Annotated in this window: 16 protein-coding genes; 8 read left to right on the top strand and 8 right to left on the bottom strand. The window is 59.3% G+C overall.

Features of this window, described 5'->3' with window-relative positions; all coding sequences use genetic code 11:
* Positions 1–84 precede the first annotated feature (84 nt).
* The 5 genes from E8K88_RS06085 (at position 85) to E8K88_RS18170 (ending at position 3,733) form a co-directional block, all read left to right on the top strand.
* The gene (locus tag E8K88_RS06085; protein ID WP_136405769.1) at positions 85–1,584 is read left to right on the top strand and encodes a PAS domain-containing sensor histidine kinase; all 1,500 of its coding nucleotides are present in this window, start codon (positions 85–87) and stop codon (positions 1,582–1,584) included.
* A gap of 182 nt (positions 1,585–1,766) precedes the next feature.
* Positions 1,767–2,096 (top strand): non-heme iron oxygenase ferredoxin subunit, encoded by a 330-nt coding sequence (locus tag E8K88_RS06080; RefSeq protein WP_136405768.1) that lies wholly within the window; start codon positions 1,767–1,769, stop codon positions 2,094–2,096.
* A 12-nt stretch (positions 2,097–2,108) separates the two neighbouring features.
* Positions 2,109–3,125 carry a 2Fe-2S iron-sulfur cluster-binding protein gene (locus tag E8K88_RS06075; protein WP_136405767.1) on the top strand — a complete coding sequence of 339 codons (1,017 nt, stop codon included), beginning with the start codon at positions 2,109–2,111 and terminating at the stop codon, positions 3,123–3,125.
* A 12-nt stretch (positions 3,126–3,137) separates the two neighbouring features.
* Positions 3,138–3,395 carry a SemiSWEET transporter gene (locus tag E8K88_RS06070; protein WP_136405766.1) on the top strand — a complete coding sequence of 86 codons (258 nt, stop codon included), beginning with the start codon at positions 3,138–3,140 and terminating at the stop codon, positions 3,393–3,395.
* The gene (locus E8K88_RS18170) at positions 3,392–3,733 is read left to right on the top strand and encodes a hypothetical protein (protein ID WP_136405765.1); all 342 of its coding nucleotides are present in this window, start codon (positions 3,392–3,394) and stop codon (positions 3,731–3,733) included. The genes E8K88_RS06070 and E8K88_RS18170 overlap by 4 nt, the downstream gene beginning before the upstream one ends.
* A 106-nt stretch (positions 3,734–3,839) precedes the next feature.
* Here E8K88_RS18170 and E8K88_RS06060 read toward each other — a convergent pair whose 3' ends face one another.
* The 6 genes from E8K88_RS06060 to E8K88_RS06035 all read right to left on the bottom strand — a co-directional run bounded on the left by E8K88_RS06060 (position 3,840) and on the right by E8K88_RS06035 (position 9,601).
* Positions 3,840–4,418, bottom strand: coding sequence for a TetR/AcrR family transcriptional regulator (locus tag E8K88_RS06060; protein ID WP_420813561.1), 579 nt, complete (start codon positions 4,416–4,418; stop codon positions 3,840–3,842).
* A gap of 108 nt (positions 4,419–4,526) precedes the next feature.
* Positions 4,527–5,405 (bottom strand): sugar phosphate isomerase/epimerase family protein, encoded by an 879-nt coding sequence (locus E8K88_RS06055; protein WP_136405763.1) that lies wholly within the window; start codon positions 5,403–5,405, stop codon positions 4,527–4,529.
* An 11-nt stretch (positions 5,406–5,416) separates the two neighbouring features.
* Positions 5,417–6,607, bottom strand: coding sequence for a dihydrodipicolinate synthase family protein (locus E8K88_RS06050; RefSeq protein ID WP_136405762.1), 1,191 nt, complete (start codon positions 6,605–6,607; stop codon positions 5,417–5,419).
* 9 nt (positions 6,608–6,616) lie between these two features.
* Positions 6,617–7,792 carry a Gfo/Idh/MocA family protein gene (locus tag E8K88_RS06045; RefSeq protein WP_136405761.1) on the bottom strand — a complete coding sequence of 392 codons (1,176 nt, stop codon included), beginning with the start codon at positions 7,790–7,792 and terminating at the stop codon, positions 6,617–6,619.
* Between the two features lie 53 nt (positions 7,793–7,845).
* On the bottom strand, positions 7,846–8,820 hold the full coding sequence (locus E8K88_RS06040) for a tripartite tricarboxylate transporter substrate binding protein (protein ID WP_136405760.1): 975 nt from the start codon (positions 8,818–8,820) through the stop codon (positions 7,846–7,848).
* A gap of 337 nt (positions 8,821–9,157) precedes the next feature.
* Positions 9,158–9,601: a hypothetical protein gene (locus tag E8K88_RS06035; RefSeq protein WP_136405759.1), complete on the bottom strand. Its 444-nt coding sequence runs from the start codon at positions 9,599–9,601 to the stop codon at positions 9,158–9,160.
* A gap of 146 nt (positions 9,602–9,747) precedes the next feature.
* Between E8K88_RS06035 and polA the strand changes: the two genes are divergently transcribed.
* From polA to E8K88_RS06020, 3 genes are all read left to right on the top strand, one after another.
* On the top strand, positions 9,748–12,600 hold the full coding sequence (polA, locus tag E8K88_RS06030) for a DNA polymerase I (protein WP_136405758.1): 2,853 nt from the start codon (positions 9,748–9,750) through the stop codon (positions 12,598–12,600).
* Between the two features lie 456 nt (positions 12,601–13,056).
* Positions 13,057–13,764 carry an HAD family hydrolase gene (locus E8K88_RS06025; protein ID WP_136405858.1) on the top strand — a complete coding sequence of 236 codons (708 nt, stop codon included), beginning with the start codon at positions 13,057–13,059 and terminating at the stop codon, positions 13,762–13,764.
* Between the two features lie 140 nt (positions 13,765–13,904).
* Positions 13,905–14,564: a nitroreductase gene (locus E8K88_RS06020; protein ID WP_136405757.1), complete on the top strand. Its 660-nt coding sequence runs from the start codon at positions 13,905–13,907 to the stop codon at positions 14,562–14,564.
* A 69-nt stretch (positions 14,565–14,633) separates the two neighbouring features.
* On the opposite strand, the gene E8K88_RS06015 is transcribed toward E8K88_RS06020, so the two are convergent.
* Together E8K88_RS06015 and E8K88_RS06010 are read right to left on the bottom strand one after the other, a co-directional pair.
* On the bottom strand, positions 14,634–16,448 hold the full coding sequence (locus E8K88_RS06015; protein ID WP_136405756.1) for a cation:proton antiporter: 1,815 nt from the start codon (positions 16,446–16,448) through the stop codon (positions 14,634–14,636).
* Between the two features lie 201 nt (positions 16,449–16,649).
* Entirely contained in the window at positions 16,650–21,269 is a 4,620-nt protein-coding gene (locus E8K88_RS06010; protein ID WP_168797259.1) for a translocation/assembly module TamB domain-containing protein, read from the bottom strand.
* Between the last annotated feature and the right edge of the window lie 278 nt (positions 21,270–21,547).

Raw genomic sequence — 21,547 nt, 5'->3', positions numbered from 1 at the left:
CACTTAACGGGCATATCCTCAGTGCCTCTGCGGCACGCCCAGTGCTAAGCTGACCAATGCCCTCCGAACTCGAAAGCGCGCACCATGAACGCCATCAGCCCGCTGAACAGCACCAGTTACCAGGACGTCTTTGAATTCGCCACCGACATCATGGTGATCCATGACATGGACACCGGTGAGATCCTGGACGCCAACCGCAAGGCGTGCGAGCTGTATGGCCACTCGATCGAAGAACTGCGCGGCATGTCCATCGGCGAGCTCACGCGCAACCATCCCCCGTTCAATACAGAGATCGGCCTGCAGCGCGTCAGGAGCGCCCGCGACAGCGGCGAGACGGTGATCTTCGAATGGGTCATCTGCAACTCGCAGGGCAAGGAAACGCCCGTGGAGGTGAGCCTCAAACGCATTACCATCAACGGTATCGGGCGCGTGATCGCCATGGCTCGCGACATCTCCGAGCGCAAGGAGGCGCACGCCATACTCAAGGAGCGGGAGCGCTACTACCGCAAGCTTATTGAGCGTTCGTCAGACGGTATCGCCATCGTCTCCATCGACGGCGCAATACAGTTCGTGGGCCCCTCCATCAACTCGCTGCTCGGCGCCACCGCTCGCTCGCTCATCGGCCGCTCGGTATACGCCTTCATCGAACCGGAAGATGTGGAAGATGTGCGGAACGCGTTCAATGAACTTAACGGCCTCAAGGCCAAATACAGTGTGCAGCTGAGCTACCGGGTGCGTCACCGCAGTGGCGAATGGAGGATCCACGAGGCCGTGTGCAGCAACTTGCAGGAAGATCCTGCGATCAAAGGCATTCTCATCAACTTCCGCGACATTACTGAACGCATCGCGGCCGAAGAAAAGGCCCGCTCTCGAGCACTGGAACTTAGCCGCATCGCCCGCATCTCCACCACCGGCGAGATGGCCACGGCGCTGGCGCACGAGCTGAATCAGCCGTTCTTTGCCATCGTCAACTTCGTTGCCGGATGCCGCAGGCGCATTCGCTCAGGCAACTTCACCAACGAAGAGTTGCTCCGCGTTCTGGAGCTGACGCAGAACGAGGCCGAGCGCGCCGGGCGCATCATCCACAAGGTGCGTGAATTCACCTGCAACCGCAGCTTCCAGCGGCAAATGATCGACCTGCGAGCACTTATCGGTGACATCCGTGATCTGATTGAAATGCGCGCGCGCGATCACTCAGTTTCGATTGGCTACGCGCTCGGCGATGCGAGTTGTGAAGTCGAGTGCGATGAAGTGCTCATCCAGCAGGTCATCATCAATCTGGCTGTTAACAGCATCGAGGCCATGACCAGCGTACCCATCAATCAGCGCAAGCTGCACATCAGCATTGCCAGCCATACAGACAAAGGCGTGCAGATCACCGTGGCGGACACAGGTCCGGGGCTACCCCAGGTTAGTCAGGATCAGATCTTCACCTCGTTCTTTTCCACCAAGAACTCAGGCCTCGGCATCGGGCTATCGCTGTGCCAGTCTATCGTCGATACACATGGCGGTCGCCTGTGGTTCACGCGTCCGGCCAACAACTCCGGCACAAACTTTCACGTCATGTTGCCGCGCTGCTCCTGAGTGCAGGGACCAACCGTGCATAAGCAAAAACCTGTAGTGGCTAAGCAATCAATCCAATAGCTGCAGCGAAGCGAAATACATACGATCAACGCATCGTAGTAGTGCCGCTTGGCAGCTGTTGTGGATCAACCCGCTGCCGATGGCACCATGATTCGTTGACGAATCCAACAGGGGACAATTTCATGGCAATCGCCGAAAAAACCATCCAATTCCTTTGTCCAGCCTCCGAAGTAACACCGGGTTGCCCCAAGCGCATTGAGCTCGCAGGTCGCCCACCATTGGCCATCTTCAATCTGAATGGAGAATTCCACATCACCGACGACACCTGCACCCACGGCGAAGCCTCGCTGTGCGATGGCGAGATCGACGGCGACGTAGTCGAGTGCCCTTTCCACCAAGGCGCATTCGATATCCGAACAGGAGAGGCTGTTGGTGCACCCTGCGTGGTGAATCTGAAAACCTACCCCGTCGTGATCGAAAACGGCGTGGTGGGCGTTCGTTTCGATCAGTGAAGGAGGCTCCACATGACAACCATCCACATTGAAGGCAGCGGCCAGACATTCGCCTGCGCCCCCAACGACACCCTGCTTGCAGGCGGCCTGCGCGCCGGTCTTGGCATGCCGTATGAATGCACGGCCGGTGCTTGCGGCACCTGCAAGTTCGAGCTGCTGGAAGGCCACCTGGAGGTCCTCTGGGACAACGCGCCGGGCCTGTCTGCACGCGACCACGCCAAGAACCGCAAGCTGGCCTGCCAGTGCCGTCCACTCACCGATTGCCGCATCAAAATGCGTCTGGACGATGCCTGCGTGCCGCAAGTGAACCCACGCAAGCAGACTGCCACGCTGATTGCCACCAACGAGATCACACATGACATACGCGAATTCCGCTTCGCAACGGACACCGCAGCCGCCTTCCGTCCTGGCCAATTTGCTACGCTACAACTGCCGGGCGTGAACGGCACCCGTGCCTACTCCATGTCCAACCTGCCCAACAGCGAAGGGGAATGGCATTTCCAAGTACGTCGGGTTCAGGGCGGCAACGGCTCCAACACCTTGTTCGACCATCTGCACACAGGCGACCAGATCACGCTGGACGGCCCCTTTGGCATGGCTTATCTGCGCGAAGACTCGGTACGTGACGTGGTCTGCATCGCGGGCGGTTCGGGCCTGGCTCCGATGGTCTCGATCGCCCGCGCCATGGCCAATGCCGGTCAACTGGCAACGCGCCGCCTGCATTTCTTCTACGGCGCAAGAACGCAACGGGACGTGTGCGGAGAAGCACTGCTAGAGGCCCTACCCGGCTTTGGCGACCGCATCCGCTTCTACCCTGCCATCTCGTCCGTGCATGAGCACGAAGCCAGCAATTGGAACGGCCGCATCGGTTTCATCCATGAATACCTTGAAGAAGTCTTGGGTGCTGATCTGTACGGCCACGACTACTACATGGCAGGCCCCACGCCCATGATTCAAGCGGTGCTAGACACCCTGCAGACACGCCACAACGTGGACAAGTCGCAGATCTACTTCGACCGATTTTTCTGAGACTGCGGCCCCATGAACCTGATCGATTTCATCGGCGCATTAGCAGGCATGCTGACCACCATCTCCTTCATCCCCCAAGTCCTGAAAATCTGGCGCACGCGCTCTGCACGCGATATATCCTACGGCATGTACACGTGCTTCATCAGCGGTGTGGCGCTATGGCTGTGCTACGGGCTGCTGATCGGCGCCCTGCCAATCGTGCTGAACAATGCCATCGTGCTGCTACTGGCGATTCTCGTCATCATGCTCAAATACCGAGTGGAAAGGTGAGCACCACCCAATGGCACGCTCAGCGGCTTTGTTGCATAAAGAAAGCGATGGCCGCGCTGCCCCAACCCCAGGCGAAGTTATCCCACGGCGAGCGTTTTTTGACAACCCAATTGAGTGAACCCTTTCAAGACGGTTGCTCGCACATTGAGCTCCACACTTGCCTCTCCAAGGTCTTGGCCTTGACTTTTTCACCAAGCTTTTTTGAAGCAATTCATTGCGGCCTCAACCAGCGATCCACGGTGATAACCGCGCCAATCTTTCCAAAGGCACGTCAGAAACGGCGACATGCATCGATGGCGGCGTTTCGTTCTGCAAAGGCAATTCCTTTGCGTATCTGAGTCCGCTTGCGTAGGGAAATGATTGGCATGATATTGCGGTCATGGCAGCACGCATCAGTGCTTTTTGTGTCGTAGGCTCGATCACCTGTCAAGGAGGCTATGGGCTTCAAGCCTTCAGGTAGCCCAGCACCACATCACACATATGCGCCAGCCGCTCTGCATAAGCCGTCTGCGTCGCCAAATCGGTGCCGAAAACCGCCGACAGCGTGTAGTTGTTCGAGAGATAAAAATACGACATACCGGCAATCGTGATGTAGAGCTGCACCGGATCGGCATCAGCGCGAAAGTCGCCTTGCTGCTGGCCTTTGTGCAGCACTTCGCGCAGCAATTGCATCAGCGGCGAGTTCAGGCGCTGCACCCGGCCCTCTTCTTCCAAGTGCCGGCCTTTGTGCAGGTTGGCGCTGTTGAGGATGCTGAGGAATTCCGGGTTTTGCAGGTAGTAGTTCCAGGTGAATTCGACCAATTTCGCAATGGCCTGCGCTGGCTGCATGCTGGCCAGCGCCAGCGATTGCTCGGCCTGGCGGATGTCGGCATAGGCCTCCTCCAGCACCGCCTGAAACAGCGCCTCTTTATCAGTAAAGTAGTAATAAATCAGGCGCTTGTTGAGCTCGGCCCGCTCCGCGATGCGGTCGATGCGCGCACCATCAAAGCCCGCCTCGGAAAACTCCTGCTTGGCCGCGACCAAGATGGTCTTGCGTGAACGCTCGGCGTCACGCAGTTTGTCTTCCGCAGTGTTTTTTTTTGGGCTTGCTCACCATGCCGCTCGCTTGTTCAGATTTGTATAAATTGGGCGCTACACCACCGCCTGGTGGGCTTGCTTGCAGGCTTGCAAGGTGTCATCGCCACTGCGTTGCCACCAGTTGCGCTGCGAGAAAATCTCCACTTCGCTGTAGCCTGCAAAGCCGGCTGCTTCGACCCATTGGCGGATCTTTTTCAGCTCGATCACGCCCTCGCCCATCATACCTCTGTCTTGCAGCAGGTCGGCTGTCGGGGTCAGCCAGTCGCAGACATGGTAGGCCAGCAGGCGCTTGGCGCCGGCGCGGGCGATTTGCTGCGCCAGCTTTGGGTCCCACCAAACATGGTAGACATCAAGCGCCACGCCCAATGCGCCAGTGGCTTCGGGGTCCAGCGCATCGCAAATGTCGAGCGCGTGTTCTAGCGTGTTGATGCAGGCGCGGTCGGCCGCTTGCATCGGGTGCAGGGGCTCAATCGCCAGCGGCATGCCAACCTCACGGGCGTATTCCAGCGAAGCGGCCAGGCCATCAACCACTTCCTGCCGCGCCCTGCCAATGTCTTTGTAGTGCGGCTTGCCTTCCAGCGCGCCGGGCAAGGCACCGACGACCATCACCAGGCAGGCAGAATTCAAGGTTTTGGCCTCATCAATCGCACGGCGGTTGTCGTCCAGCGCCGCTTGCAGACCCACTTTGTCAGCAGCCGGATAAAAGCCGCCACGGCAGTAGCCGGACAAGGACATGCCATGGGCACGCAGTTGCGCAGCCGTGGCTTGCAAGCCGATAGCGGCAACCTGGTCGCGCCACGGGCTGACCGCGCGAATGCCTGCAGCGGCGCACTGGTCGAGCAAGGTGTTCAGCGCGACTTCCTGGCCGTGCTGTTTGCGAATCGTCGCGGTGTTGATCGAGAGCCAATCAATGTTCTGTGAAAAGTCACGCATGGTGCCGCCCTTTACGCTTGCTCAATGCCATACATAGCGGTCAGCGTGCGCATGCGCGCGACTGCCAGCTCGGGCTTGACCAGCACATTGGCCGCATCGGCCAGGCGGAACAATTGCGCCAAATGCTGCAAGGAGCGGGTGCTTTGCTGGCCGCCTACCATCGTGAAATGGTCCTGGTGGCCGTTGAGCCAGGCCATGAACACCACGCCAGTTTTGTAGAAGCGCGTTGGCGCTTTGAAGATGTGGCGTGACAGCGGCACTGTGGGTGCCAAAATCGCATGAAAGCGCGCTTCATCACCCTGCGCCAGCGCTTGCAGCGCGGTGCTCGCAGCCGGTGCTATGGCATCAAAAATGCCCAGCAAGGCATCGCTTTGCCCATGGGTGATCTCGTTGCCATAGCCATCGCCTGCAATCAGCTCGGCGTAGTTGAAATCGTCACCGGTGTACATGCGCACACCTGCGGGCAGGCGGCGGCGCATCGCGATTTCCTTGTCCTTGTCAAGCAGCGAAATCTTGATGCCATCGACCTTGTGCGGGTGCGCCGCAATCACATCCAAGGCCGTGTTCATCGCAGCGTCCACATTGGACGTGCCCCAGTAGCCTGCCAGCGCCGGGTCAAACATCTCGCCCAGCCAGTGCAGTACCACCGGTTGTGCTGACTGACTCAGGATGTGGCCGTAAACGCGCTCGTAATCTTCAGGGCCTTTGGCCACGCGCGCCAGTGCACGGCTGGCCATCACGATCAGTTTGCCGCCCAGGGCTTCAATCGCCTCCATTTGGGTGTCGTAGGCGCGGATCACATCGTCCACGCTTTTGACCGAATCCAAATCGAGGTGGTCGGTGCCGCAGCCCGACGCCACGATCGCGCCAGGCACGTCCTTGGCCGCATCCAAGCTGCGGCGAATCAGTTCCAACGAGGTCGGCCAGTCAAGGCCCATGCCGCGCTGGGCGGTGTCCATCGCCTCGGCCACCCCCAGGCCCAGCGACCACAGGTATTGCCGGTAGGCAATGGTCTTGTCCCAGTCCACGGCGCAGCTCAGCCACGGGTCGTTGTCAGCCAGCGGGTCGGCCACCACGTGCGCGGCCGAATAGGCGATGCGGTTAAAAGCCCCGGCAGCTGGCTGGGCGGGCACTGGCGTAGCGCGCAAGGTGTAGGTTTGCAGGCTGCGATCAGCGGTGGGTAAAACGATGCGATGGGTCATGGCACTCTCTTAGACTTTCAATTCAGGCACATCAATCCAGCGGCGCTCTTTCCAGGATTGCAGCGCAGCTTCGACCAGTTGCACGCCTTTGGCGCCTTCTGGCAGAGTCCAGCGGTATGGCGCGTCTTCGACGACATGGCGGATAAAGTGCTCCCACTGGATTTTGAAACCGTTGTCGTAGAACTCGGTGTCCGGGATTTCTTGCCACTGGTCGTTGAAGTTCATGGTTTGCTTGACATCCGGATTCCAGACCGGGCGTGGCGTGGCCACGCGCGATTGGGCTCGGCACTCTTGCAGACCGGCTACCGCAGAGCCATGCGTGCCATCGACGTGGAAGGTCACCAGGTCGTCACGGCGCACGCGGGTCGCCCAGCTCATGTTCATTTGCGCAATCACATGCTCGCCGTTATGGCCTTTGAGCTCGGCTGTGGCGTAAGCGGCGTCGTCAGCGGTCGCCACGTATTCCTTGCCAGACTCGTCCCAGCGCTTGGGAATGTGCGTTGCCCCCAGACAGGAGATCGACTGCACTTCACCAAACAGGTTGTCCAGCACATAGCGCCAGTGGCACATCATGTCCAGAATCATGCCGCCGCCATCTTCTGTGCGGTAGTTCCAGCTGGGGCGCTGAATCGGCTGCAAATCGCCCTCAAACACCCAGTAGCCAAACTCCAGGCGCACGCTGAGCATTTCGCCAAAGAAACCTGCGCGGCGCAGCATGTCCAGCTTGCGCAAACCGGGCAAAAACAGCTTGTCTTGCACGGCGCCGCTTTTAAGGCCTTTCTCGGCACGGGCTTCTTCGGCCAAGCGGGCGATTTCAACGGCTTCATTCAGGTTGGTGGCGATCGGCTTCTCGCAGTACACGTGCTTGCCAGCGCGAATCGCCTTGGCCAGCAGCTGTGGGCGCATTTGCGTCGTGCCGGCATCAAAGAACACCGTGTCATCAGGGTTGGCCAGGGCCGCGTCCAAATCCGTGCCCCAGCGGGCAATGCCATGGGCTGCGGCCAGTTTTTCCATTTTCTCGGCATTGCGGCCCACCAAAATCGGGTCGGGCATGACACGGTCGCCATTGGCCAGCAGCACGCCGCCCTGCGCACGGATGGCGACAATCGAACGGATCAGGTGTTGATTCATGCCCATGCGGCCGGTAACACCGTGCATGATGATGCCAAGTCTTTGTGTACTCATAGTGATGCTTGTCTAGGTGAAGGGAGAGGAGAAGGAGTGGCTTTGATGCCCACTCAGTTGGGTTCGATGCCGGCGGCTTTGACCAGCTCGGAGTAACTGCCGATTTCGTCGTGGATATAGGCGTTGAAGGCTTGGGGCTCCATCGTCCAGGGCGAGACGCCTAAGGCGTCAAAGCGGGCTATGACTTCCGGACTTGCAACCGCCTTGACCACTTCGTCGTGCAGGCGCTGCACAATGGGTTCGGGCGTGCCCGCTGGGGCCAGCATGCCAATCCAGAACACCAGCTCAGAGCCTGGCACACCGGCTTCGCCAGTCGTTGGCACATCAGGCAAAGCGGGTGAGCGGGTTGGCGAGCCCACTGCCAGAGCCAGCAAGCGGCCATCCTTGATTTGGCTGAGCACCGGTGCAATTGGCGAGAAGTAATAGTCGACGCGGCCCGTCATGACTTCGCCCACTGCTTCGGCCGAGCCTTTGAATGGGATATTCAAGGCATCAAGGCCAGCTGCCAATTTGAATTTCTCGGCATTCAAATGCGTGGCGCTGCCTTGGCCAGCGGACGCAAAATTGAGTTTGCCTGGATTGGCCTTGCCAAAATCGACCAGCTCCTGCAGCGTTTTCATGCCTTTTTCAGGCGCAATCACCAGCACATTGGGCGAGGTGACGATCGGCGTGATGCCAATGAAATCTTCTTCCGTTTTGAACGGCAGCTTGGTAAAGGTCGATGGGCTGACCGTGTGCGAGGAGCTGTGGATCATGACGGTGTAGCCATCGGGTGCAGCTGTGGCAACCGCCATCTGACCAATCGTGCCGCTGGCACCGCCACGGTTTTCAATCACCATCGTTTGACCCAGGCTTTGGCCCATCTTGTCGCCAATCGCACGGGCAATCAAATCGGTCGTGCTGCCGGCCGCAAACGGCACGACCACGCGAATGGGTTTATTGGGGTAATTGGCTGTGTTCTGGGCCTGCGCCGTCGCGCTGGCTGCAAGCAGCGCCACTGCCCAGGTGGCGATCAAAGCGAGTTTCATGCATGTCTCCTGTCGTTGTTGGCCGTCGGCTAATTCACTCATTGGTGAATTAATGGCTATTACAACCCAACAGTCGCTTTTTGATCAGCGGGTTTTCACCAATTGGTGAATTACAGATAAAGCCGCAGTCGAACGCTCTGCCAAGCAAGAATTTTTAGCAAAGCACGACGCTGTTGGGCTTCAACCTGGCGGCGCGCAGATGATGCAAAGACTCTAAAAGCCAAACGCAAACAAAAAACCGCACACAGCCAAAGCTGTGTGCGGTTTTTGTGAGATGACCTTTGTGACGCTGAACGTTCGCTGCAAACGACAGCGTTTGCCCACCAGGGCCATTTGCTTAGAATTCGCCAATCTTCCAGCGGCGTGGGCCATTGGTGCCCTCTTGGCTGCGGCCTGAGCTGATCGGATTGGTCTGGCTATTGCCAGGCACCACTTCATACGAAGGCATGGTGCCAGAAGGGGTGACAGTGATCTCACGCGTTTGGCCGCGCACGCGCAGCTCTTCAATGCGCGAGCCAGCGTCTTGCTGGTACGAACGCACAGCGCTGCGCGCAGTTGCAGGCTCACCTTCAGGCAGTACCTCAGCACCTTGAACCTGGCCCACATTGCTGGTGTTGGCCGCATTGACCTGGGGGTCGGAAACGAGGCGCTCAGACACCACCTGGGTTTGTGCGATCAACGGCCCTGTGACCAAAACGGCCAGCAACAAACTAGCCACAGTCTTTGCGGCTGAGCCAGGAGCAGAATTTTTAAAAATGACAGGCGTTGTAGTAGAAGCCATAGCAGTGTCCTCCGTCGCCGAGCGATAAACCATCGTTTTACGGCGCTTTGGCAGCATTGTCTCAGATTGCAAGACCCTGCTCATACAAGCAGATCATTTGCGTACCACTACAGCAACAGCACTGCAGCACGTGCACAATACGGCCCATGACTGCTCAAAATAAATTGGTACTGGTCGATGGCTCCAGTTACCTCTACCGCGCCTACCATGCCATGCCCGATTTGCGGGCCGATCCGGGCAATCCAGACAGCCCCGCCACAGGCGCTTTGCGCGGCATGATCAATATGCTGCAAGCGCTGCGCAAGGAAGAACCGTCGGCCTATGCCGTGTGCGTGTTTGACGCCAGCGGCCCGACCTTTCGCGACGATATTTACCCGCAATACAAGGCCAACCGCGCGCCTATGCCCGACGATTTACGGGCCCAGATTGCACCAATCCACCAGGTCGTGCTGGCAATGGGCTGGCCCATGCTGGCCGTGCCCGGCGTCGAAGCCGATGACGTGATTGCGACCCTGGCCAGCCAGGCTGCCGCGCAAGGCATGCAAGTGCTGATCTCCAGCGGCGACAAGGATTTGGCGCAACTGGTCACAGAGAACATCGTGATCTACGACACGATGAATGGCAAACGCCGCGACGAAGCCGGCGTGCTGGCCGAATTTGGCGTACCACCCAGCCTGATGATCGACTACCAAACCCTGGTCGGCGACACGGTTGACAACGTGCCAGGCGTGACCAAGGTCGGCCCTAAAACGGCCGCCAAATGGTTGCAGGAATGGGGCAGCCTAGACAATCTACTGGCCAACGCCGATGCGATCAAAGGCGTTGCAGGGCAAAACCTGCGCGACGCCCGCGAATGGTTGCCAACGGCGGCTCAGCTGGTGACGATGAAGCGCGACGTGGCCGACTTGCCGGCACTGGCCGATTTGGCGATGCGTGAGCCCAATAAACCGGCACTGGCCGAGCTGTATGACCAATACGGCTTCAAAACCTTGCTGCGCAACCTGGGTGAGACCGGCGCGGCCCAGCCTTTGACCATCACTGCCCAATCCAGCGGCAATGGCGACCTGTTTGCCATTGATACGCCAACGGCAGCGCCTGTGGCGGCATCTACTGCGGCTGGCCCTGCCACGGCTGCTGCTGCGGCCACACCATCGATTGTGCGAGAGACAGGCAGTGGCTACCAGGGTTTTACTGGCACGGTGCAATACGCCACGATTTTGAGCTGGGACGATTTTGACGCGGCACTGGCGCGCTGGCAGCAAGCCGAGCTGGTCGCCATTGACACCGAAACCACCTCGCTGGACCAGATGCGCGCCGAGATTGTCGGCATCAGCGTCTCAACCGCCCCTGGCGAAGGCGCGTATATCCCGCTGGCACACGACTACCCCGGCGCGCCCGAGCAGTTGCCACGCGAGGAAGTACTGGCCCGCCTCAAACCTTGGCTGGAGAACGCCAAGCACGCCAAATTAGGCCAGCACATCAAATACGACCGCCATGTGTTAGCCAACCATGGCATTGCGGTGCACGGCTACTTGCACGACACCATGCTGGAGAGCTATGTGCTCGAAGCACACAAGCCGCATGGGCTCGAGAGCCTGGCTGAGCGCCACACCGGCCGCCAAGGCACCAGCTACGAGTCGCTGTGCGGCAAAGGTGCGTCGCAGATTCCATTCAGCCAGGTCGATATCGACACCGCCAGCCACTACGCCTGCGAAGATGCCGACCAGACCTTTGATGTGCACCAGGTGCTGTGGCCGCAATTGGAAAACAACGCCGCCTTGCGCGGCATTTACGAGCTGGAAATTGCCAGCAGCGAAGTGCTGTTTCGCATGGAGCGCGAAGGTGTGCTGGTCGATGCGCCACTGCTGGCCCAGCAAAGCCAGGCGCTGGGAACACGCATTGTGGAGCTGGAAGAAGAAGCCTATGCGCTGGCAGGCCAGCCATTCAACCTGAGCAGCCCCAAACAGCTGGCCGAAATTTTCTTTGACAAGCTGGGCATGCCGGTAGTGAAAAAAACCGCGACCGGCGCGCGCAGCACGAACGAAGAAGTGCTGGAAAAACTGGCCGAAGACTACCCGCTGCCCGCACGTATTCTTGAGCACCGCAGCCTGATCAAGCTCAAAAGCACCTATACCGACAAGCTCGGCCAATTGGCCCTGCCGGCCACAGGGCGCGTGCACACGCATTACTCACAGGCGGTGGCCATCACCGGGCGTTTGTCCAGCACCGACCCGAATCTGCAAAACATCCCGGTGCGCACGGCCGAAGGCCGCCGCATTCGCGAGGCCTTTATTGCCGCGCCAGGCAAACGCATTGCCAGCGCCGATTACAGCCAAATTGAATTGCGCATCATGGCCCACCTCAGCGATGATGCAGCCTTGCTCAATGCTTTTAGGAATGGCGAAGACATCCACAAAGCCACTGCCTCTGAAGTGTTCAATGTGGCGCTGGAAGAAGTCAGCAGCGAGCAGCGCCGCTACGCCAAAGTCATCAACTTTGGTTTGATTTACGGCATGGGCCGTTTTGGTTTGGCCAAAAACCTGGGCATCACCAACAGCGCCGCCGGCACCTTCATTGACCGCTATTTCGAGCGCTATCCGGGCGTGCGCCGCTACATGGACGAGACCAAGGCCCAGGCCAAGGAGCAAGGCTATGTGGAGACCGTGTTTGGGCGCCGCCTGTATCTGCCTGAGATCAACTCACCCAACGGTCCACGCCGCGCCGGTGCCGAGCGCGCCGCGATCAATGCACCCATGCAAGGCACGGCTGCCGACCTAATCAAAAAAGCCATGGTCGCTGTGCAGGCCTTGATTGACGCCGAAAACCCGCGCGTGCAAATGATCATGCAAGTGCACGATGAATTGGTGTTTGAAGTGCCAGAGGGCGATATTGATTGGGTGCGCGAACATATCCCCACAGCCATGGCCCAAGTGGCCGAGCTCAAAGTGCCACTGCTGGCCGAGTTGGGTGTGGGCGATAACTGGGAGCAGGCGCATTGAGCTGGCTATGGCACAAGGCACTGAAACAACTCTGAACACAGACCACGCCATTGTTTGACACGCCAAGATGGCAGTGCCTGTGTGGGTGCACATCCCACGCACCACTGCCCCCCATGTGAGCAGCGCGGCAGCAGTCGCTCGCTTCGACGGTTGAGCGCAGCTTGAGTGCCGCTGGCCTGCACTAGGCCCAAGCGTGCGCTGCAACAGGATCGGGGCTCCCAATGCTTCATCAAAATGTCACTGTCCGCTGATACAAAGCGCAGCAACCACCAGCGGCGCCTGTTAGAACGTGTTTACGATCTGAGAGCCTGTAGCCATGGCCCCAATGCGCAAGCAATTCCAGCGCTTGAGGCACAATCGGCTATACCCCTTGCATTGCCTGCCTCTTGGCTTGCCTTGCGCTGAAAATGGGCTGCACAGGCGCATGGTCGTTTTTACCCTCCGATTTCCCTGATGATGGACTCCCCCGTGATTGAATCTAATTTCCAAGCCATTTTGTTTGACTGTGACGGCGTGCTGGTCGACAGCGAAGGCATCACCAACCAGGTGCTGTGCCAACTGTTCAACGAAGCCGGTTGGGCCTTGACTTACGACGAATGCTTTGCGATTTTCCATGGTATTGCCGTGCGCGACGAGCGCCAGCGCATTGAACAAGAAACGGGCCAGCCACTGACCGAAGCATGGATGGCCGATTTCTACGCCAAACGCAATGCCCGCTTGTCCACCGAGCTGGAAGCCGAGCCTGGCGCGGTCGAAGCGATCAAAGCCCTGCACCAACGCTTTGATGGCCGCATTGCCTGCGCCTCGGGTGGTGACCCACTCAAGCTCGAATTGCAGCTCAAACGCGTAGGCCTGTGGCCGTACTTTGAAGGCCGTGTGTTCAGCGGCCAGGTGACACCGCGCAATAAACCGCACCCGGATGTGTATTTGGCCGCCGCCCAGGCAGTGGGCGTGCCTGCAGAACAATGCCTGGTGGTCGAGGACTCCTTGCCAGGCAGCACCGCAGGCTTGGCCGCAGGCGCTACCGTCATTGGTTACGACAAGCAAGGCTGCTACATCCCGGGCATGCGTGCGTTGGGCGTGCGGCACTTCATCACGCACATGGGCGATTTACCTGCCACAATCGACGCTTTAACTTCCGCGACTGGCTTGGCCAGCGTGTAATTCAGGCGCATTCTGCCAGCAGCAAGGCTGGCGGGCTAGCCCACAGCTCGTCTCGTTGCAAACGGACTGTGCGCAGTCGCTCTGCATCCACACGCGTAGCTTCGAGCCTGCGCGTGACTTTGATACAAAGGAATGGCCCGATGACCGTGGAATCAGCCTTGCAAGCGCGCTTCTCCGCACGCGCTTTTACACCGCAAGAACCCGATGCAGCCTTGGTAGAGCGCATTTTGCGCTTATCTGCGCAAGCAGCCTCAGGCGGCAATTTGCAGCCTTGGAAAGTGATTGCCCTGCGCGGTGCGCCACTGCAAGAATTGATCGCCACAGTGCAGCAAAGCAACGCTGACGAGAATGCGCAAACCCAGTCCTACCCTGCCCCACTGTGGGAGCCCTACCGCAGCCGCCGCTACAAAAACGGCGAAGACCTGTACGCCAGCATCGGTATTGGCCGTGACAACAAGCCAGCCAGACTCGAACAGCTCAGCAAAAACTTCCAGTTCTTTGGCGCGCCCGTTGGCGTGCTGGTTTGCGTAGACCAGCGCATGGGCAATGCCCAGTGGGCCGATTTGGGCATTTATTTGCAGTCCTTGATGCTGCTGGCGACCGAAAACGGGCTGGCGACCTGCCCACAAGGCTTTTGGCGCCGCTTCCAAACAGGTTTGAAACCGTTCTTGAATCTGCCTGAAGAGTACATGGTCGCCTATGGCGTCTCCTTGGGTTATGCAGACATGGATGCGCCCATTAACCAATGGCGTGCCGACCGCGTAGAGCCACAAGACTGGCTGCAATTGCGCGGTTTTTAATGGGTGAAAGCCCCCGCGTGGGCAGCCAAGCTGCCCACCCTACACACTCGCGCCCACAGCAAACTCGACTTACTTGGCCGAATAATCCACCGCCCCATCTTGCTGGCCGGGCGGCACCAAAGCCACCAGCAGCCAACCGGGTTTGAGCACCAAGGGCTTACCTTGCGCGACGACCCGCAAGCGCTCTTTGTCATCCAGTGAGAGCAGTGGCGTGGTCTCCTGGCCGTACAGCGCAAAGAATGCGTCTTTGCCAAAGGTCTCGGTGATACGGGTGGTCTTGATGCGCCAGCCCTGCTGCAAGCGTTCATGCAGCATGGCGATTGAGACCTGCTCACCAAACAAATAAGGCGCCTGAATGCCTTGAGCCGCGCCATTATTGGCCGCCCCCTCGCCCGGCTCACGAATCGCCAGCTCATAGACCGCGTGGCGGCCAAATTCGCTGCGGTAATGGACACAGGCCAGGTTGTTCAATTCGCGCCGCGCCGACATGGCAAATAACTGGCCCAGGCCACTCAAATCCAAATCTGCCTCAGCGCGGTCACTGACCGGGTCGCCGTACCAGGTGGGCAGGTTGTCCATGCGCGCGGCGCGCACATCAAACCAGTCGTCATCGGCAATACGCACCGGCACACCTTGGGCAATCAAGGCTTTGGCCACCGCTCTGGCCGGCGCATTCGCGCCCACAATCAAGACGCCACGTGGCTCGGGCGACAACACCTTCAAATAGCGCGCCAATGGACCGGCCGTGAAGCTTTGCAGCACCACCGTGCCAATGATCAAGGCAAAGGTCAGCGGCACCAGATAATCACTGCCAGCCAAATTTTGCTGCTCCAGCTTCAAGGCAAACAAGGCCGAGACGGCTGCGGCCACAATGCCGCGTGGTGCAATCCAGGCAATCAATGCGCGTTCGCGCCAGCTCAGGCCGCCGCCCACGGTGCTGAACCACACCGACACCGGGCGCACGATGAACTGCGCAAACAACAAAATCGCCAAGCCCATCCACCAGGCACCTGGCGGCAGCGGCCAGGGCATGCGCGCGGCCAGCATGATGAAAAGGCCACTGATCAGCAGCGTACTGAGGTTTTCTTTGAAGTTGACAATTTCCTCAATCGCCAGGCCTTTGATATTGGCCAAAATCATGCCCATCACGGTCACCGCCAGCAAGCCCGATTCGCTGGCGAGCTGGTTGGCCCCTGCAAACGTGAACAACACAAAGGACAAAGTGCCATAGGTTTGCAAGAACTCAGGAATCCAATGGCGGCGCAGCAATGTCGCCAATACCAGGGCACTGACCGCGCCCACCACCGAGCCAACCAAGACGGTCTCGCCAAACACCAACCACGACTGGCCGCCCTGGCCGTTGCGCACAATTTCATAGACCAGCACCGCCAGCAAGGCACCAATCGGGTCGATCACGATGCCTTCCCAGCGCAGCACATTGGCAATGCGCACATTCGGCCTGACAGTGCGCAAGATAGGCGCGATCACGGTCGGTCCAGTGACACAGGTCAGCGCGCCAAACAAGGCGGCCAACCCCCAGGACAGACCGGCAATATAGTGCGCGGCAACCGCCAGCAATCCCATCGTCACCAGCGCGCCCAACGTGACCAGCCGCACTACCGTGCCTTGCAGGCCGCGCACATCACGCAGGCGCAAGGTTGCGGCGCCCTCAAACAAGATGATGGCCACGCCCAGCGACACGATGGGGAAGAACAGCTCGCCCAGCACAGCTTCGGGGTCCAGCCAACCCAGCGCTGGCCCTAACACCAGGCCAATGACCAATAAGAAAACAATGGCGGGCAGGCGAACCCGCCAAGCCAGCCATTGCGCTAAAAAACCAGCCGTGATCAAGGCGGCCAATTGCAGTGCGGCAGAAATGTGCATAAATACCAGTTCAATGGCCTTCGCTAGCCGCTCACATGGTGACCAGCAAAGGCGTTAAAGCAGTGTGGATCTTGTGCATGACAACAGGCCTGCAGACAGGGCCAACATGTGCCAACACACGCCACGACCATTCACTGAGCAGCTAGGTGCCTGCTCGGACAAGCGGGCATTGGCCAGCGATGCTGGCTCAACAGTCCGTTATCAGTACTCCTTGCCATCGTAGGAGAAGGTGTAGATCAAATCGACGGCACTGTCGGTGCCTGTCTGGCCACGCAAGGTCAGGCGCTGTGTGATGTCATAAAACACATAAAAGGTCGTGGCAGCGCCAGCCAAGCCGGACTGGTAGCTCACATACAATTGGTCCGAGAGGCGTTTGCCAATTTCCAGACCGTTTTGCCCCAAGCCGACCGAGTCAAAGCCAAAGCCTTCAGCCAGACTGCTGCCCACGCTATTGGCCAGCAAGCCTAACGCGGCCTGCTGCATCGCGTTGCTGTCGCCACTGCCGGCATTGGGCGCGCGGCCCAGCAAGACCCAGGACAAGGTTTCCGAATCAGGCATGGTCGGGTTGGAGTACAGCTGCACGCGCGGCGACTGCGCCGTGCCGGTGACACGCACGCCGGCCGTGATATCGACTGGCGTATTGGGCCGCACGGCCAGCAAGTTGATCGATGGGTTGTCGTAGGGACCATTGAATAGCACCTCACCGGTTTCCACATCCAGGGCCTGGCCCCAGGCACGGTAGCGGCCTTCGTCGGTACGTACCTCCCCAACGATAGAGACAGGGTCGTTGCCACGGGTGCTGTTACGAATGGTCAGCTCGCCCTCAAGGCGGGTTGTGATGCCATAGCCCTCTAATGCAAAATCGCGCCCCAGGTTGAGCTTGAGGTTCAAATCCATCGGCTTGGCCGATTGCAGTTGCGCCTGTGCCAACAGCGACTCGTCGACCGGCTCGCCATGGCGCACGACAACCACATCACTGCTGAGGGTTGGCGCACCAGACGATGGCAGCGTGATCGAGGCGCGCACCACATTGATATCGCCGCGCACGCGCATTTGGCCATTGTTCAAGGTGGCATCCAAATTGCCACTGAGGCTCATCTGCCGATCACTGCGCACCAAGACTTGCATCGCATCGAGCTGGGCTTTGAAGTCCATCGCAATGCCAGAGTTGTCAGCAGTTGCAGCCTGGCTCCAGTCGACAAAGCCGCTGGCTGTCATTTGCCCACGCGCAGTTGGTGCGGGCGTGCGGTTGCCGCTCAAGCCGCGCACATAGGCATTGCTGCCAGTGCCGCCCTGAAAGACCAGCTCGCTGACATTGAGCCGGTTGCCCGCAAGTTCCGCGCGCAAGCGGCCTTCGTGCAACTCGACCCCATCGAGTACGGAGCGCAGATTCAGGTTATTGCCAGTGATGGGGCCGCGCAAGACCGGCGCGTTGAGCTGCCCGCCTAATGTGATGTCGGCATCCAAGGCACCAGAAATACGCCAGCCCAGTGGGGCTAGACCCGTCCAAATGCCCAAGTCCTGCATGGTGGCTTGCACACTGCCACGCAAAGGCGCATCAGGCGCCAAGGTCCAGCTGCCTGCTTGTTGACTCAGGTTGGTTTGTGCATTGGCCTTGATCACACCGGCTTTTTGGGTGTCCCAATCAAAGCTCAGCTCCAGTGCATTGCCGCGCGACTGCGCGCGCAGCTCCAAGGCCTGGATACCAACGGCCTGGCCTTTGCCTGGCAAGGGCTTGATGCTTTTGACTAGGCCTTCATTGTCGGCCGGGCCAGTGGTGATTTGTTCAACCACCGGATCGCCCAGCCAAATGTCGCCGCTGTCGCGCTTCAAAAAGGCTTGCAGCTCAATGGTCTCAGCCATGCGCACATTCCAGCCCCCACTGAAAATCAAATCGGTATCAATGCCAGCGGTTTTCAATGGCGGGTTGCTGGGCAACAAGCCATCCAACCAGGTCAGCACCAAACCGTGCAGCTGTCCTTGTGTTTGCAGGTTCATCGCGCCATTAGCGCGTTGGCTCCACACAATCGGCTCCCATTGCAAGCGCATGGCTGCGCCATCAGGAGAGACCGATGGGGGCGGAGTCAGGCTCAGCTGGCCAGCTGAGGCATTGAGTTGCAAGTTGCTGCCCGTTTGCAGCGTGGCTTGCAAAGGCTCGCTCAATTGCAGGCTCCAAGCCTGCTTGTCGTCTGGCAGCGTTGCAGCCAGTGCCAATTGCTCGAGCACGATGCGCCATACCGGACCAGTAGCGTTGCGCTGGGTGATTTGTGCCAGTTGCGCCTGGGTGTTGAACAGGGCTTGCGTGCCATTGGCCAGCACATCGGCTTTCATGCTCAGCTGTGCGGCAGTCGGATTGCCGCTGAGCTGCAATGCGAGCTGGCGCACGTCAATATCCGTGGCTGTGCTTGCCGCTTGTGCAGTGGCCACACGGGCCTTGTCTGCAGCGGCTTTGTCTGCGGCGTTCTTATCGGCTTTGGCCTTGGTGTTGCGCGCTGCATTGGTGGGCGCAGCTGGCGTCGGCGCCATCGCGAATTGCAGGCCATCGCTGGTCAGATTCGCATTGAATTGCACTTTGGAGTTGGCCGTCGGCGTTTGCAACTCGGCCAGCCATTGCTGCCAGCCACCTTGCCATTCGGCCTCTAGCTGGGCCTTGCCGCTGGCGCGCATCGCCGGCAATTGGCTGCCGACCACAGGCAGACCACGCAACCACTCAAGCAGCTGGGGTGCTGAGAGCACTTGCAAAGCCAGTTGGCCACGTCCAGAGCTGTGCTGCATATCCGTGTCGGCGTTCAGACTCAGGCCAGGCGCGGTGGCCTGCAGCACCGCCTCAATGCTGTCGGCCTCAGGCAGTGTGACTTTGATCGAGCGGCCCTCGACCTTAGCGGCGAACGCATCCAATTGCACGCGCTCGACTTCCAGCAAAGTCGGCGACCACAGGCCTTTGAGTGCCAAGGTATTGATATTCCATCGGCTCGCAGTGGCACTGCCGCTTTGGGCGTTGCCGATGTCCACATCAAAATGCACCTGTTTATCGAGCTGACCAGCAACGGCCAGCTTGCCGTTCAAATTGGGCACTTGCTCAGCGGCCAGCTCGCTGTGCATCAAGACCAGTGGCAGCTGTGATACCTCACCGCTGACATCGAGTTGCTGGGTATTGGGCTCGAAATAGCCTTGCAGTTGGAGTTTGCCTTGCTCGACATGGGCCTCAGCGGTCTCCAACACCCAGCGCTCTGGCTCGATCTGGGCTTTGGCCAGCAACTGCGTCAAGGGCACACGCTCTTTGTCAACCATGCCCGCCTGGCTGTTGCGCAGATCGGCCTGCACACTCCAATGCGCTTGTGCCAGGTCTGTCACCTCCAAGGGCAGGCTGTTGGCTTGTGGCGCCAGTTCGATGGCACCAGAGAATGCCGTCTGCGGCAAACCTTGCATCAAAGGCAGCAGGTTCACATCGACCAATTCCAACGCCAGCGTGGTATCGGCCAGGTGTTGCAGATTGATGGTGCCCTTGGCCTGCAATTGGCCAGCAGCGGCACTGCCTTCTAGCCCTACTTGGGCTTGCTCAATCGCGATGCGGTCGGCGCTGTAATGGATCTGGGCGTCTAGCGTTTTAACAGGCAATAGCGCCTGATCCCAAGGGCCTGGCAGCTGGTTGCTCAGCTGCGCTTGCAACTGCCAGCTGGCATTGGCAAGGTCAACGGCAGCGCCCGCAGCATTGTCGGGGTCGACCCGCAGCGTGCCATTCAAATCGGTCTCGGGCGCAGCCGCATGAAACGCACGCCCATTGATGCGCTGCAAAGCCAGCAAGGCCGTTTGAATGGGCTGGCTGCGCCACGGATGGACTTGGGCATCCAATTGCAAACCGGCCAAGCGGCGATTGTGTGCACGCGGCACTTCGGTAGGCGCTGCCTCGGGCGTCATGTCCGACTCAGCAGGTGCTGCGGCCTCTTGGGCAGTTGGCACAGCCGTTGGCAGTGCTTGTAGCAGCGGCATCTCGGCCGACCACACAGCACCGGCTGGCTGTTCTTGGCCATCCAGCTTGAGCTGCAGGCTGGCCGCATCGCCGCCAGCCAAGGTGCCATTGGCATTCAGGCGTGCATGCATGGTCAGCGGCACATCAGGCACCAAGTCGCTGAGCCAGGCCCCCACTGCTGCTTGCACGGCCAAATCTTCAGCCCCCAGGCTCAGCTGTGCTTGCAAATGGCTTTGGCCGTACTGCAAACTGCTCAGCTCCAGCGCATGCTGCACACCGTCGAAGCGGTAATGCGCGCCGATGTTGTCAATCGTTTCTGTGTGGCTGCTGCCATCGACTGCAACACGCTCAATGGCCAGCTGGCCCACTTGCAATGGCACAGACAACTGTAGCGGCAAGCTGATGCGTTCAGGCATCACAAAAGGCGTTGGGTCTGGCTCTGCGATTGTCGGTGTGGGGCTTAAGCGCACATGCACGCGCTCAGCGGCCAGGGTGCGCACATCCAGCCTGCGCGAGAGCAATTGCGACAGAGACCAGTCGAGATTGAATTGCGCGACATCAACAGCCACGCCCGGCATCGCCCATTGCAGTTGCGCAACCGTGCCACCACCGGTGATCGAGCCTTGCGCATTGTCAAACGCCAGGCTTTGCTCTTTGGGCAGGAATTTTTGCGCCAGCTGCAATGCCCGAGGCAACGAACCATCGCTAGAGGCCCAGACCAGCACACCGCCAATGGCAAGCACCAGCACAGCCACACAAGCAACCACCAGCCACAGCAGCCGTTTGAGCCAGCGCTTGCCAGAGCTCGTCGGAGTGGGCTTGGCAGAGGAATCCGAATGACGAACAGCCATAGACATCAAAACCTTTGTATCTGCGCCTTATCAGCGCCGGTATCAGAGGATATGCCAGCGCGCTGCCATGCAGGCGCACCAGCTCGACTGAACCAGATTAAAACCATTGCGGCTGCGCAGTGCAGCGTCTTAGAACCTGTTTACGATCTTTTCGCAGACCGCGTTGGAGTCCAAAAGGATACGGTGTGCGGCAAAAACCGCAGTCGGGCTAGCTGCCCGGCGAGGATTTTTAACAAAGCAGTGTGCCTTTTGGACTCCAACCTGAAGGGCAAGGCACA

Source organism: Lampropedia aestuarii (assembly GCF_004803635.1).
GTDB lineage: Bacteria > Pseudomonadota > Gammaproteobacteria > Burkholderiales > Burkholderiaceae_C > Lampropedia > Lampropedia aestuarii.
This window is presented reverse-complemented; position numbering and strand designations above follow the sequence as displayed.

Bases quoted from the DNA above. Each gene is read 5' to 3' on its own strand.
- E8K88_RS06080 (WP_136405768.1), top strand. From the start codon at position 1,767: ATGGCAATCGCCGAAAAAACCATCCAATTCCTTTGTCCAGCCTCCGAA.
- E8K88_RS06025 (WP_136405858.1), top strand. From the start codon at position 13,057: ATGGACTCCCCCGTGATTGAATCTAATTTCCAAGCCATTTTGTTTGAC.
- E8K88_RS06050 (WP_136405762.1), bottom strand. From the start codon at position 6,607: ATGACCCATCGCATCGTTTTACCCACCGCTGATCGCAGCCTGCAAACC.
- polA (WP_136405758.1), top strand. From the start codon at position 9,748: ATGACTGCTCAAAATAAATTGGTACTGGTCGATGGCTCCAGTTACCTC.
- E8K88_RS06075 (WP_136405767.1), top strand. From the start codon at position 2,109: ATGACAACCATCCACATTGAAGGCAGCGGCCAGACATTCGCCTGCGCC.
- E8K88_RS06015 (WP_136405756.1), bottom strand. From the start codon at position 16,448: ATGCACATTTCTGCCGCACTGCAATTGGCCGCCTTGATCACGGCTGGT.
- E8K88_RS06035 (WP_136405759.1), bottom strand. From the start codon at position 9,601: ATGGCTTCTACTACAACGCCTGTCATTTTTAAAAATTCTGCTCCTGGC.
- E8K88_RS06040 (WP_136405760.1), bottom strand. From the start codon at position 8,820: ATGAAACTCGCTTTGATCGCCACCTGGGCAGTGGCGCTGCTTGCAGCC.
- E8K88_RS06070 (WP_136405766.1), top strand. From the start codon at position 3,138: ATGAACCTGATCGATTTCATCGGCGCATTAGCAGGCATGCTGACCACC.
- E8K88_RS06085 (WP_136405769.1), top strand. From the start codon at position 85: ATGAACGCCATCAGCCCGCTGAACAGCACCAGTTACCAGGACGTCTTT.
- E8K88_RS06020 (WP_136405757.1), top strand. From the start codon at position 13,905: ATGACCGTGGAATCAGCCTTGCAAGCGCGCTTCTCCGCACGCGCTTTT.
- E8K88_RS06010 (WP_168797259.1), bottom strand. From the start codon at position 21,269: ATGGCTGTTCGTCATTCGGATTCCTCTGCCAAGCCCACTCCGACGAGC.
- E8K88_RS06045 (WP_136405761.1), bottom strand. From the start codon at position 7,792: ATGAGTACACAAAGACTTGGCATCATCATGCACGGTGTTACCGGCCGC.
- E8K88_RS06055 (WP_136405763.1), bottom strand. From the start codon at position 5,405: ATGCGTGACTTTTCACAGAACATTGATTGGCTCTCGATCAACACCGCG.